Origin of the sequence: Dactylosporangium sp. NPDC049742 (assembly GCF_040674675.1) — a bacterium.
In the GTDB taxonomy this organism is placed as follows: Bacteria; Actinomycetota; Actinomycetes; order Mycobacteriales; family Micromonosporaceae; genus Dactylosporangium; species Dactylosporangium maewongense.
In genome coordinates this window covers 1-13,116 of sequence record NZ_JBFANF010000048.1, presented here as the reverse complement: position 1 = coordinate 13,116, position 13,116 = coordinate 1, and the positions used below count along the sequence as shown (strand labels likewise).

Below are 13,116 nucleotides of genomic sequence, written 5' to 3'. Positions count from 1 at the left end.
GCCGCACGGTCCGGGACTTCGCTACCCTGATGCGGTGTCGATGGTCGTGCGCACCGCAACGCCGCCCGACGGGCCGGCGATCGCCGCTGTCCAGCTGGCGACGTGGCGCGCGACGTACCAGGACTGGCTGCCCGAGGTGGTCGCGGGCCTGGACCTGACGCGGACCGCGGACAACTGGGCCCGCGCCGCGACGGCCGATGGCGAGCGGGTCGCGGTCGCGGAGCAGGACGGGCGCATCCTCGGCTACGCCCACAGCGGCCCACCGGAGGAGCCGGCCGACACCGCCGACCGCGAACTGTTTGCGCTGTACGTGCTGCCGGAGGCGCAGCGCGCCGGGGCCGGCCGGCGCCTGGTCTCCGACGCCGTGGCCGCCGCGCCGCCGGGCACGTGGCTGGTGTGGGCGCTGGAGCGGCACGCGCCGGCGCGCCGGTTCTACGAGCGGCAGGGCTTCCGGGTCGACCCGCTCCGCACCCGCCTGTGGCGCGGCCTCGCCGAGGTCCGCTACGTCGCCCCGCCCGGACCCCGCCGGCACGCCACCTGACCGGTGATTGTTCAAGTCGGCGCCGGCGGTGCCGATGTCTGCCGACGACCAGCTAGCGGGGGCGAGGAGGGTTGAGGATGCGGCTGTCTCGCGGGGTCGGAGCGTTGCTGCCGGCCGGTGCGGTGCTGGCGGTGCTGGCGGTGCTCGCCGGGCTGCTGCTGCCGCCCGACGCCTCCCGGCCGGTGACGGTCCTGGCCGACCTCGGGCTGCTCGGTGCGCTGACGTTCGTGGTGCACCGCACGGCGCGCGTCCCCGGGGTGCCGCCCGCGGCCGCCCGGTTCTGGGTCAGCCTGGCGCGGGCGCTGCTGGTGTACGCGATCGGCATGGCCGTGGACCTCGGTGCGCTGCTGACGACCTCGGTCAGCGGGCGGTCCGTGCCGATGTACGGCGCGCAACTGGTCTACCCGGTCGCCGGCGTCTTCACCATGTACGCCGTGTTCCGCTACCCGACCGTCACCCACAGCCGGTCGCAGAAGCTGCGCGTCGGCCTCGACGCCGGCATCGTGCTCGTCGGCACCGCCGCGTTCATCTGGTACTTCACGGTCAGCAGCCACTGGGCCCCGGACCTCGGCTGGCTGTCGCTGTCGGAGACCCTGGCCCTGCCGGTGACGGTGCTCGTCGCCGGATTCGGCGTGCTCCGCGTGGCGCTCGTCGGCGCCGGCCTGCTCACCCGCCCCACCCTGGCCTGCTACGCCGCCTGCATCACGGTGTCGGGCGTCGCCACCGCGCTGCCCGTCGGGCAGGAGGAAGCGCCGATCGCGCCGACCGTCCTGCTGCTGCTGGCGCAGCTGTCCTCGCTGACCGGGGCGGTGCTGCAGCACCAGGCGAGCGTCGCCGGCACCGTGCCGCCCCTGGCCCGCCGCGACCGGCCGTTCAGCGTCCTGCCGTACGGCGCCTCCGCCGCCGCGTTCGGGCTGCTGGTCGCCGTCGTCGGCCCCGGGCTGGACTGGCGCCGCGGGGGAGTCCTGGCCGGCACCGGCGTCCTGCTGGTCCTGGTCGCGACCCGCCAGCTGGCGGCCCTGCACGAGAACAACCGGCTGCTCACGCAGAACAGGGCGCTCACCGAGCAACTGCGGCACCAGGCGTGGCACGACGAGCTGACCGGCCTGGCGAACCGGGCCTCGTTCAGCCGCCATGTCGACGAGGCGATCGAGCGGTTCACCGCGACCGGCGACGACACCGCGCTGCTGCTCATCGACCTCGACGGGTTCAAGGCGGTGAACGACACCTTCGGGCACGTGGTGGGGGACCAGCTGCTGTGCGACGTCGCCGGCCGGCTGACCCGCGAGGCAGGCGACGACGCGGTCGTCTGCCGCCTCGGCGGCGACGAGTTCGTCGTGCTCACCGGCCAGACCGGCGGGCGCGCCGCCGGGCTCGCCAGTCGGCTGGTGCAGGCCGTCGCCGCCCACGCCGTCATCGGCGGCAACCCGGTCCGGGTCGGCGCGAGCATCGGCATCGCCGCCGTCAGCGACGCCCCGGGCGGCGCCGCCGACCTGCTCCGCCGCGCCGACACGGCCATGTACGCGGTCAAGTCCGCCGGCAAGAACAGCTGGCGCCTCAGCGACGCCCCCGCCCGCCACCACCAGCCGCTGACCTTCCCTCCCGGCACGCCGCGGACCCTACATACGGGCCCGCGGCGTGCCGGTTGCTGCGTGCAGGTCTCTGGTACGAACCGGTGCCTGTCTGACCGCTGCTCTCCTCATCGAGGACCTGACGGGGCAGGCAGGCACGCATGGTCGGACATCCCTTCGCAACAGGCGCTCCTGGCGACCCTGACGCCGACGCTGGTGAGCTGGGGCCTTCCCCGGTCGGTGAGATCGGCGCGGTGCTGGACCCATGGCGGATCACAGCTGGCGGCGGTCGGTCACGGCCCAGCGACATGGGCGGCGTCCCCGTGCAGTGCTGCGTGCACCTCTGCTTCATGACACACACCGATGCGCAGCAGGGGTCCGGTTCGGCCGGTTCGAGGCCGGCAAGATCGACCCTGTGGGGCGATCATGCGGCAGGCATGCAAGAAGCGCGCAGCCCCGGGCTTGCCGAGGGCTGCGCGCTTACCTGCGCGACGGTGGAACGAGCGGCGTCAGCCGACCGGGACGGTGGCGTTGCGCTGGTCGCTGATCCACCGGCTGAGGTCGGCCGCGGGCATCGGGCGGGCGTAGTGGTAGCCCTGGGCGATGTCGCAGCCGAGCGCCTGCAGGGCGGCGACGTGGGCGATGCCCTCGACGCCCTCGGCGACGACGGTCATGCCGAGGTTGTGGCCGAGCTCGATCGCGCCGCGGACGAGGACGGCGTCGTCGTGGTCGGCGTCCATGTGCAGGACGAACGTGCGGTCGACCTTCAGCTCGTCGACGGGCAGGCGCTTCAGGTAGGCCATGGACGAGTAGCCGGTGCCGTAGTCGTCGATCGACAGCCGGACCCCGAGCTCGTGCAGCTCGGTGAGGGTGGCGGTGGCGGTCGCGGGGTTCGCCATGACGGCCGACTCGGTCACCTCCAGCCGCAGCAGCGACGCCGGCACGTCGAACTCGCGCAGCAGCGCGACGACGTGGCCGACCAGGCCCGCGTCGAGCAGGCAGCGCGGCGACACGTTGACCGCGACCGGCAGGGTCAGGCCGTCGTCCAGCCAGGTGCGGACCTGACCGAGCGCGGCGCGCAGCACGTACAGGGTGAGGCGGCTGATCAGTCCGGTGGTCTCGGCGACGGGGATGAACTCCGCCGGCGGGATCGCGCCACGGGTCGGGTGCTGCCAGCGCACGAGGGCCTCGGCACCGGACACCTGCCCGTCGTTGAGCCGGACCTTCGGCTGGTAGTGCAGGGTGAGCTGGTCGGTGCTGTCCAGGGCGCGGCGCAGGTCGCCGAGCAGCAGCAGGCGGCTGCCGTCCTCGACCTGCATCGCCGGGTCGTAGACGGCGACACCGGTCTTGGTGTCCTTCGCGCTGTACATGGCGATGTCGGCGCAGCGCAGGGCGGCCTCGACCGTGGTGGCGTGCTCCGGTGCCGCCGCGACGCCGATGCTGGCCTCGATGTCGACGGTCACGTCGTCGAGCACGAAGCTGCGGTGCAGCTCGCTCTGCAGCCGGGTGGCCAGGCGGGCGGCGTCGTGCGCGGCCGCCTGCGGCAGCAGGATCGCGAACTCGTCCCCGGACAGCCGCGCGACCAGGTCGCCGGAGCGCACCGTGGCGCTGGTCCGGGCCGCGACCTGCCGCAGCAGCTCGTCGCCGTAGTGGTGGCCCAGGGTGTCGTTGACCTCCTTGAACCGGTCCAGGTCCAGCATCAGCACGGAGGTGCCGGCGCCGCGGTCCTGCGCGTCCAGCGCGTCGGCGGCGCGGCGGGCGAACAGCGCCCGGTTCGGCAGGCCGGTCAGCGGGTCGTGCGAGGCCAGGTACTCGCTGGAGGCGGCGTGCCGCATCAGCCGCCGCTGGTACCCCACGCTCGCGACCAGCAGCATCGTCATCAGCACCAGCCCGACCGCGAACCCGGCGACCGTCGCGATGAACGCGAGCGTCTCGACCCGCTCCAGGTGCCGCAGCGCGCGGGCGGCCTGCGCGTCCCGCTCGACGGTCGCGGTCTGCACGATCCGGTTGATCCGCTCGAACAGCGACTGCGCCCGGCCGGTGTCGATCCGGGCCACCTCACCGTCGTCGACGGCGTCGAAGACGTCGGTGACCGCCTGCAGGTACTGCCCGTGCAGCGCGCCGATCTCGGTCGCCAGGCGCCGGTCGGTGTCGGTGCCGAACCGCTCCACGTCCAGCAGCGCGTCCTGCAGCGACGCGCCCGCGGTCGTGTGCGACATCCGCACGACCGATCCGGGCTCGACCCGGTACAGCCGCTCGCTGCGCTCCTCGGTGATGACGGCGTCGTGGATACGGCCGTACGCGGCGGCGAGCGCGCACACCTTGCTGACGGCCGCCGCCGACCGGCGGGTCTGCGCCACACCGGTGACGCTCAGCCCGGTCAGGCCCAGCATGATCACGGCGAGGCCGGTCACGGCGTACCACCGCCGTCGCTGCGAACGCTGCACTGCCGCCGCCCCTCGAATGCCTGGCCGTCGTCCGACACCACGACATCGGTGCACCGCTCGCCGGACTGAGCGGGCACCGCGGACCGCTCCCGGCTTGCACCCGGCGTTCGTCGATCACGCACCGCGTTGCGTGATGGATGGCCGCCCCGTTTCGGCATACAGATGGACCTTTGGGCGATTGAGAGCGGCTGGCCGGCCTGCCTATGCTGCTCTGGCGTCACAGGTGCAATGTCGGCGGAGCCGAGAGGACTGCGCGGCGGCCAGCCGACGCCCGGGCCTTCGCCGACACCCTTGGAGCCGACGATCAGCACGATGCCCGACGAACCGACCTCACCGGAGTGGCGGGCGGCATTGATCGAAGAGCTGATCCGGTCGTTCACCGACCGCGGCGAATTCGACCGGTTCGTGCACGGCCTGCTCAACCACACGTCGCAACTTTGGCTCGGCACCGACCCCGGGCTCGAGGCGGCGGTCAGCACGGTGGTCATGCGGATCGCGCAGGACGGCCGGCCGGGTTTGGAACGCCTTGCCGACGCCGCTGCCCGTGAGCGGCCGAGGAACGCCAGGCTGGCGGGCCTGGCAGCGAGCAGCCGGCGGCGCCGCGTCGACTCGGCCGTGCCGGCGCTCCACCAGATCCCGAACACCGCGTTCTTCGACCTCGACGCGCAGAAGAGGGTGATCGAGGACGCGTTCACCGATTCAGGCCTGATCGGATTCGGTCTCCGGCACCCCGATGAGGTTCACGAACGGAAGCTCAGCGAGTACCTCCAGTGCTACGCGGCGTTCCAGCGGCGGGAGATGCTGACGTTGAGCCCGGTGGCGGGAAGGATCGAGTGGGTCGTCGGGCAACTGACCAGATACAGCCGGCATTCCGCGCGCTACGTGATCTTCCCGATCCGCGTGACCGACGTCGGCGTCGACGTCCTGGCCGGACTCTGGCACGGCGCGCAGCGGCTCTTCAGCCGTGACGAGCGCTGCGTCGTGCTCCAGCTGCTCGGCGACGAGGACACGGTGTTTCCGCCCGGGGTGGTCGAGGTTCCGAAGCCGGTGTTCGCGGCCCGGGACGTCAGCATCTGGGTCCGGCAGGCGCTGGTCCAGCTGGCGTGGTCGCACGAGCTTGCCGCCGCCTGGACCGACCTGATCCTGGACAACGCGCGAGTCGGCGACGAAATAGACGTACGTGGCGTGTACGAGGGTCTCGACGAGACCTCCAACCTCGTCAGGCACGACCCCGACGAGTTTCTGCGGCTGCTGAAGGAAAGGTACCGGGATGGCGCCACGCGAAGTTGATCTGACGATGCGGTTCGACAGGTTCGCCGACGTCGGTGAGGAGCGCTGGATCGAACGGGCCGGGGTGGCAGTGCCGACTGAATCCGTGCAGACGGAGCTGGTGCGGGCGGAGCCTTACCATGTCGTGCCTGATCTCGAAGAGGTGATCAATCTGGCGCTGGCGCTGGGCCGGCCGCTGCTGTTGCAGGGTGATCCCGGCGCCGGCAAGACCCGCCTCGCTCACCACATCGCGTACGTGCTCGGCTGCCCACTGGAAGCCGCCCACGTCAAGTCGACCAGTGCCGCCCGGGACCTGTTGTACACCTTCGACGCGGTACGGCGGCTGTTCGACTCGCAGCTGCCTGCGCAACAGGGCGGCACCGATGTGGACCCGGCACGGTACGTCCGGCTCGGACCACTCGGTCGGGCGATCAGACGCGCGACGTACGGCCGGATGTCCGTCGTGCTCGTCGACGAGATCGACAAGGCCGACATCGACTACCCGAACGACCTCCTTCACGAGCTGGACCAGTTGGCGTTCGAGGTGCCTGAGGCGGAGGGGCTCGGCGCCGCGGTCGGCTCCGGAGCCGGGCATGTCCGCCCCCTTGTGGTGGTGACCAACAACGAGGAGAAGACGCTGCCCGCCGCGTTTCTCCGGCGGTGCATCTTCCATTACATCGAGTTCCCGGCGGCCGACGATCTCGACCGGATCTTGCAGCTGCACACGTTCACCGATCCGAGCTTGCGCGCCGCGGCGATCAGGGTGCTGCTGGAGCTGCGCGAGGCCGGCCTGACCCGCCGACCCGGGCTGTCGGAGCTGATCGACTGGCTGGGTTACCTGCAGGCCATCAACGCCCCGGCTGAGGGACTCGACGGGTTGCCGCTGCTCGGCGCCCTCATCAAGCAGCGTGGCGACCAGCTGCGGGTCAAGGCACGACAGGCCAGGACATGATCGATCCTGGTCCGCTGCCCGACTACCTCGGCCGTGTCGTGGCCTCGCTGCGGCGCCGCGGCATGGACCTCGGCGTCCCCGACGTCGACGCCGTCCGGCAGGCGCTGCGGGCAGGATTCGGGCTGCGATCCACGGAGGACCTGGTCCGCGTGTGCGTGCGCCTGTGGGCGAAGTCCGCCGACGAGGCCAGGCTGGTCGAGGCGGCGTTCGCCCGTGTCGGTGCGCCGCGATGGCGCATCGAACTGCGAGCGGCAGGCGTGCCGACGGAGCCGTCCGACGCCACCCCGGAGGGCATGCGGACGTCCGGTGCCGCCCACCACGCCGACCTGCTCGCGGCGGAGACCTCCGAGGGGTCCGACGCGGACGATGCCGGTACGCAGGACGAAGACGCCGACGAGGACCCGCAGTTCACGGTGCGGGCGGTTGGACCCGAACCGCTCGCGGTGCTGCCTCCGGTGCTCGACGTCGAGGATGCGACGCTGGTGCTGACGCCGCAGTATCCGGTGACGGATCGGGATGTCACGCAGATCTGGCGCCGGTTGCGCCGGCCGTCGCGCAGCGGACCACCGACAGAGCTCGACGTCGACGGCACCGTCGCCGAACGCGGCCGCACCGGCATCGCGACGGCCCCGATCCTGCGGCCCGCCCGGCGCAACACAGTCGACCTGATCCAGATCGTCGACCGCGGCGGTTCGATGACCCCGCACCACCCGTTCGTCGAGCACGTCAGCCGCGGCATCGGCCGGGTCGGAACAGTGCTGTACATCCACAACACGTTCGGTGCGGTCGCGAACCGGACGGCGCTGGAGGGGCTGGCCGACTCCTTCGCCCGCACGCTCGACCCGGTCCTGCACGCCGTCGAGGCGACCGACCGGCCCGTCGCGTTCCTCGATCCGGACCTCACCGAACCGGCGGATGTCGACGCGATGCTCGCCGGCACCCGGCCGGGGCGGTGCTTCGCCGTCTTCAGCGACGCCGGCGCCGGGCGTGGGCACTTCGACATGCTCAGACTGCTGGACACGGTCGCGATGCTCAGGCTTCTCGCCGCCGCCGGACCGGTGGCATGGCTGAACCCGCTGCCGCCGGAGTGCTGGGCCCGCAGCACCGCGGCGCAGATCGCGCGGCACGTGCCGATGCTGCCACTGAACCGGGCCGGCCTGGCCGTCGCGGTCGACATCATGCGCGGACACCCGAGTCCGGTGGAGTCCCCACTGTGACGTCGCCGAACCCGGCCGGCGCCGCCAGCCGCCTCGCCACGATCCGGCGGATGCTCGGACCCGCCGTCATCGAGCTGGCCTACCACGCCGCTGTCCCGGCGGTGCTCGACGTGGGCCTGCTGCACCTGCTCAGGATCAACTTCTTCCTCGATCCGCCTCGGGAGCTGCCGTACCACGCCGAGTCCGCGCTGCTGCTGTCGCCGTTGGTCCGGGACCTCGGCGGCGGCCTGTACGAGATCGAGCCGGACGTCCGCGAACTGCTCATCGCCGGCCTGACCAGCAGCTTCGACGAGCAGCGGCTCACCCAGATCGCGGTGTTGCTCGACAGGTACGCGACCCGCAATCCGAGCTGGCGGGACCGCCCGGAACTCGTCGCCGCGCAGCGGGTGACGGCGGTCGGCATCGTGTCGCCCGACCGCACCGCCGCCTGGCTCGCCGACGACCACCACGGGTCCGAGTCCGGCGGAGCGCTGCCGCGGGAGTGGTTCGTCGCGATGCGGGCCCAGTTCGACATCCGGCCGGATCCGTCCCGTACGTTCGACGACGCCGTGTTCGACGCCACCCGGGAACTCCGCGACGGGTCAGCGGCCGCTCCGCTGGCCACCGTGCGGCTGCTCGGCGAGGTCGCCCTGCTCCCCGGCGCGGAGGCGGTCGACGTCGCCGTCTCGCTCGACGGGGTCGCCCGCTCCCGGGACGACGCGGTCGGACGCAACGCCGGCACCGTCGCCGCGGGGCTGCGCGACGGCGCCGACCGGTCCACCGTGCTCGACCGGCTCCGGCTCCGGGCCTCGACCCTGACCGGCCGGCTCGGCGTCGATCACCCGGAGACGATCACGGTCCTGCAAGAGCTCGCGGAGCTCCTGCGTGCCCACGAGCTGCCGGACGAGGAACGCGCGACGCTCACCGCGCTCATCCAAGGGCTGACGCTCGCGTACGGCGAGCGGGACCCCCGGACCGTCGCCGCGTCCGAGCGGCTGCGCGCCCTCGGCGGCGATGCCGTGCCAGTCGCGACGCCTCCACCGATGAATTCGGGCCAGGCTCGTCGGCGCCTCACCGAGCGGCTCCGCGGGTTGCGCATCTCCTGCGGCTTGACGCAGGCCCAGGTGGCGGACGATCTTGAGTGGTCGATCTCGAAAGTCATGCGGATCGAGTCCGGTGCGGTAGGGCTGTCGGAGACTGACCTACGCGCCATGCTTCAGTTGTACGGCGTTACCGACGCAGTGGAGGTCGAAGAGACTGCCGCGGTCGGCAGGGCCGCCCGGCAGCGGTCTACCCTTCCGCAGCACTTTCCTGCCGGGTGGGCCAAGTTGCTCGAACGCGAGGACATCGCCGGGCGCGTGTGGCTGTACGACCCGCTGCTGGTGCCGATGCCGCTGCGTACCGAGGACTACGCACAGCACGTCGAACAAGAGCCCGTGCTGGGCGTGGGGCAGATACGCCGACGTCTCATCGGCCGATCCGTCCCGACGGCGGTGGTTGTCGGCGACGCTGCGATCCACCGCATGGTGGGCGGGCGATCCGTCTTTCGCGACCAGCTCCGGTGGCTCATCGAGATCGCCGACTCGGCCCACGTCTCGCTGCGAGTTCTCGGTTTCGAAGCATCCGCGCCCGTTGTGCCGTACGCCTTCACCGTCGTCAGCGAGGAAGGCGCCGACGGTCCGGCAGCCGCCTTCGTGGAGGAGCCGTCGGACGTCAGGATCTTCGACGTTCCGTGGCGCAGCTATCTGGACCTGTTCGATGATCTTCGTGATGCTGCGCGTAGCGAGGCAGATTCCCGCCGGTGGATCGAGAGTGTCATGGGGCAGGCCTGAAGTCTCGAAGACGGGTGGCCGCGGCCCTCGACGCGTTGATCCGGTCGCGCGAGCGGTCGATCTCTTCGGGGTCGACACGGATCTCCACGCCGTACGCCAACTCTGCGAACGCCATCGGTAGGACGTCGTGGACCGCCACCGCCCGCATGCCGTACATCGGTGGGAGCCCGCCGTCGAAGGGATTGATCCAGATCTCCACACCCGGTGTGGCGTCGACGTGATGGAGGTAGTCGACCTGCTCCCGGACCACCGGGGCCGGCGCTCCCCAGGCGTGCCGGAGTGCGGCCTCGTCCAGCACGAACGTCGCCGTGCCGGTGTCGCGTCGCTCGAACTCGACCCTCCGGCGGGCGCTCGAGTCCGGGCCTGGCACCGCCTTCCGCAGGTCGGAAGGCGGCCGTCCTGCCTGCGCCTGTCGGAGCGCCTCGGCATACCCGTCCGTCTGCAACGGTTCCGGGATCGTCATTGGCGCCCACCAGAGGAGGTCGACGGCCGTCGCCTCGACCTCGGCCAGCTCCAGCACACCGGGTGGAAGGGGGTCCCGGCTCAGCCAACTCCGGTATCTGCTGGCCCGGGAGTACCCGACCAGCCGGTCGATCTCCTGGCGATCCTTGACGCCGTAGTACGCCAGCAGCGGCCGGAGATCGCTGCCGCTGATCGTCACCTGAGCGTTCTCGATCCGGCTCGCCTTCGAATACGACCACTCCATCGCGTCGGCGACCTGGTAAATGGTCAGTTCGCGCTGCTCACGGAGCTGGCGCAAGGTGTAGGCGAGGGCCCGGCGGGCCACCATCGGCGTCAACGGATGTGCCACGGGGCTCCTCGTCAGCCGACGGTGATCGGTCCGCTCCAGGCTATACCCGCGTCGAGCGAGACCCCTGCCAGCCGAAAGTCCGTCCCCAGCAGCAGGCCCGCCGGCCCCGTGTACCGAATGATCGTCGGGCCGGCCTCCTCGACGACCACGCTCGACAGCTGGATTCCGCCGCATCCGCACGATGTGGCGAGCAGGAGCGGCTCTCCCACGGTCGGTCTTGTCCGCCGGACCTCGAGCCAGCCGCGGACGTCGGCGCCGGCGACCAGGCCCGCTCTGCCCACGGGCAGCTCGCCGATCGGTTCGGCGAGGCGGGCGAGCGCCGGCCCGCCAGTGGACAGCGTCGACCACCCCGTGACAGCGACGGTCGTGCCAGCGTCGATGACGTGACCCGCGGCATCCGTGCGGTGGTCGAACCGCAGCTCGTCGACCGGTGCCGGGTCACGGCCGGCGACGACGCACAGGTCGGCCCCGACGAGAACCGCCGGTGGGGAGACCTGCCACTGCAACGCGCCGAACCTGGCGAGGATGTCCGGGGTGGCGGGTGCCCCGGCCGCCGGCGGCCCGTGCAGGACGCCGAGGGTGGCCGCCGCCGCGACCAGGTCCGGATCGCGCGGCCGGACCTGCAGCGCGGCGACCACGAGGTCTTCCAGCCAGCCCGAGGCCTCCGCGGCCAGCACGACCTGGAAGATCCGCTGCGGGTAGGTGCCCGCCATGGTCAGGTCCGTCCGCCGCACGTCGAGCAGGTGCAGCAGCAATTCGTCGAACCGCTCAGGCGGATCGAACGCGGCCCGTAGCGCGTTGGCCAGATCGGTCGACACGACGTCCATTGTGCCGAGGAACGCGACCAGCAACGCCGTCCGCCGTCCGCAGGCGTCAGCCGGCCGGGTCGGGTGGGATGCCGGCCTCGCCCGCGGCCCACATTCGGGCGGCGATGCCGACCCGGTTCCGCACGCCGAGCTTGGCCTGGATGCTGGCGACGTGGGTCTTCACCGTCCCGGCGGAGATACTGAGCGAAGCGGCGATCTCCGCGTTGGTGCCGCCGGCCGCCACCGCCCTGGCGACGTCCCGCTCCCGGCCGGTCAGCCCTGAGACGCCTGAGACGCTGGCCGCCGCCGCGGGCAGCGGCTGGAGGCGGCGCAGCAGCCGGACGGTCAGCTGCGGGCTGATCAGCGTGTCGCCGGCCATCGCCGCCCGGACCGCCTCGATCAGCAGCGCGGGGCCCGACCGCTTCAGCAGGAACCCGCAGGCGCCGTCGCGGAGCGCGGTGGTGAGGTAGTCGTCGTGGTCGAACGTGGTGACGACGACGACCCGCGGGCCGGTGCCGGCCAGCCGCCGGGTCAGCTCCAGCCCGTCGAGCCCGGGCATGCGGATGTCGGCGAGGACGACGTCCGGGCGCAGGTGCCGGGCCAGGTCCAGCGCGGCGGTGCCGGTCGCGGCCTCCCCGACGACAGTCATGTCCGGCTGGCTGTCCAGCACCAGCCGGAAGCCGATCCGCACGTTCTCCTGGTCGTCGGCGAGCAGGATGCGGGTGGTCACGGCCGCCCCAGCGGCAGCACCGCGGCGACCCGCCACCCGTCGCCGGACGGCCCGGCCTGCAGCGTCCCGCCGAGCAGATGCGCCCGGTGCCGCAGGTCGGCCAGTCCGGTGCCGTTGCCCGGCGTGCCGGCGCCGCTGGGTGTGGCGTCGTTGGTGACCGTGACGGCCAGCGCGTCCTGCGTCCGGGCCACGACCACCCGCACCGCCGTCGCGGCCGGGGCGTGCCGGCGGACGTTCGTCAGCGCCTCCCGCACCAGCCGGTACGCGGTGGTCCCGACCTCCGCCGGCACGCCCTCGGGCGCGGCGACGTCCGACTCCACGCGGGCCGGCCCGTCGAAGCGGCGCAGCAGGTCCGGCAGGTCCCCGAGACCGGGCGCGGCGCCCGGCGGGCCGGCGAGGTCACCGAGCATCGCCACGGTGCGGTCCATCGTGTCCAGCGCCCGCAGCCCGGCCGCCTCGACCCGGGCCAGCGCGTGCAGGGCCCGGGCCGGGTCGGTGCCGGCGACGAACCTCGCGGCCTGCGCGAGCGCCACGATCCCGCTCACGTCATGGGCGACGAAGTCGTGCAGGTCGCGGGCGAGCGCGAGGCGCTGCGACCGGCGCTCCCGGGCCACGGAGTCGCGGCGGCGGGCCTCCGCCAGCCGCGGGTATCCACCGATCACCACGGCGATCGCGGGCCCGCCGGCCCACAGCGCGCAGGCGCCGACCGCGTCCAGCAGCGAGTCCGACGGCAGGAACCGCAGCACGCACACGGCGACCGCGAGCCCGGCGACGCCGACCGCGGCGGCCGCGGCGCGCCGTGGCGCCCACCGGGTCGCGGCCACCACGAGCGCCAGCAGCGCCCCGCATTCACCGATCCCGACCCAGCCGGCGGCATCCCCGTAGTCCGGCGGCGCGACCGTCATGCGCACGGTCGCGGCCACCGACACCGCCCCGGCGGCGACGGCAAGGCGCGCGGGCC

Annotated in this window: 11 protein-coding genes; 6 read left to right on the top strand and 5 right to left on the bottom strand. The window is 72.7% G+C overall.

The window, feature by feature from the left end:
• Positions 1 to 40: 40 nt before the first annotated feature.
• Positions 41 to 541, top strand: coding sequence for a GNAT family N-acetyltransferase (locus AB0J72_RS41185; RefSeq protein WP_363409662.1), 501 nt, complete (start codon positions 41 to 43; stop codon positions 539 to 541).
• A gap of 77 nt (positions 542 to 618) precedes the next feature.
• A complete protein-coding gene (locus tag AB0J72_RS41180) occupies positions 619 to 2,466 on the top strand; it encodes a GGDEF domain-containing protein (protein ID WP_363409528.1) in 1,848 nt (615 codons plus the stop codon).
• A gap of 155 nt (positions 2,467 to 2,621) precedes the next feature.
• Here AB0J72_RS41180 and AB0J72_RS41175 read toward each other — a convergent pair whose 3' ends face one another.
• Positions 2,622 to 4,526, bottom strand: coding sequence for a bifunctional diguanylate cyclase/phosphodiesterase (locus tag AB0J72_RS41175; RefSeq protein ID WP_363409525.1), 1,905 nt, complete (start codon positions 4,524 to 4,526; stop codon positions 2,622 to 2,624).
• 159 nt (positions 4,527 to 4,685) lie between these two features.
• On the opposite strand from AB0J72_RS41175, the gene AB0J72_RS41170 reads away from it, so the two are divergent.
• Genes AB0J72_RS41170 through AB0J72_RS41155 form a run of 4 tightly spaced genes read left to right on the top strand, consistent with a single transcriptional unit; the run spans position 4,686 to position 9,808 of the window.
• Positions 4,686 to 5,849 carry an effector-associated domain EAD1-containing protein gene (locus AB0J72_RS41170; RefSeq protein WP_363409522.1) on the top strand — a complete coding sequence of 388 codons (1,164 nt, stop codon included), beginning with the start codon at positions 4,686 to 4,688 and terminating at the stop codon, positions 5,847 to 5,849.
• A gap of 7 nt (positions 5,850 to 5,856) precedes the next feature.
• Positions 5,857 to 6,780, top strand: a complete 924-nt coding sequence (locus tag AB0J72_RS41165; RefSeq protein WP_363409519.1) for a MoxR family ATPase — start codon at positions 5,857 to 5,859, stop codon at positions 6,778 to 6,780.
• Positions 6,777 to 7,997, top strand: coding sequence for a hypothetical protein (locus AB0J72_RS41160; protein ID WP_363409516.1), 1,221 nt, complete (start codon positions 6,777 to 6,779; stop codon positions 7,995 to 7,997). The genes AB0J72_RS41165 and AB0J72_RS41160 overlap by 4 nt, the downstream gene beginning before the upstream one ends.
• On the top strand, positions 7,994 to 9,808 hold the full coding sequence (locus tag AB0J72_RS41155) for a Scr1 family TA system antitoxin-like transcriptional regulator (RefSeq protein WP_363409513.1): 1,815 nt from the start codon (positions 7,994 to 7,996) through the stop codon (positions 9,806 to 9,808). Before AB0J72_RS41160 ends, AB0J72_RS41155 begins: the two co-directional genes overlap by 4 nt.
• On the opposite strand, the gene AB0J72_RS41150 is transcribed toward AB0J72_RS41155, so the two are convergent.
• The 4 genes from AB0J72_RS41150 to AB0J72_RS41135 form a co-directional block, all read right to left on the bottom strand.
• Positions 9,792 to 10,619 (bottom strand): Scr1 family TA system antitoxin-like transcriptional regulator, encoded by an 828-nt coding sequence (locus AB0J72_RS41150; protein WP_363409510.1) that lies wholly within the window; start codon positions 10,617 to 10,619, stop codon positions 9,792 to 9,794. The genes AB0J72_RS41155 and AB0J72_RS41150 overlap by 17 nt on opposite strands.
• An 11-nt stretch (positions 10,620 to 10,630) precedes the next feature.
• The gene (locus AB0J72_RS41145) at positions 10,631 to 11,437 is read right to left on the bottom strand and encodes an effector-associated domain EAD1-containing protein (protein WP_363409507.1); all 807 of its coding nucleotides are present in this window, start codon (positions 11,435 to 11,437) and stop codon (positions 10,631 to 10,633) included.
• A 55-nt stretch (positions 11,438 to 11,492) separates the two neighbouring features.
• Positions 11,493 to 12,155 carry a response regulator transcription factor gene (locus AB0J72_RS41140; RefSeq protein ID WP_363409504.1) on the bottom strand — a complete coding sequence of 221 codons (663 nt, stop codon included), beginning with the start codon at positions 12,153 to 12,155 and terminating at the stop codon, positions 11,493 to 11,495.
• Positions 12,152 to 13,116: histidine kinase (locus AB0J72_RS41135; RefSeq protein WP_363409501.1), on the bottom strand; the 965-nt coding region annotated here is incomplete at its 5' end. The genes AB0J72_RS41140 and AB0J72_RS41135, both read right to left, overlap by 4 nt.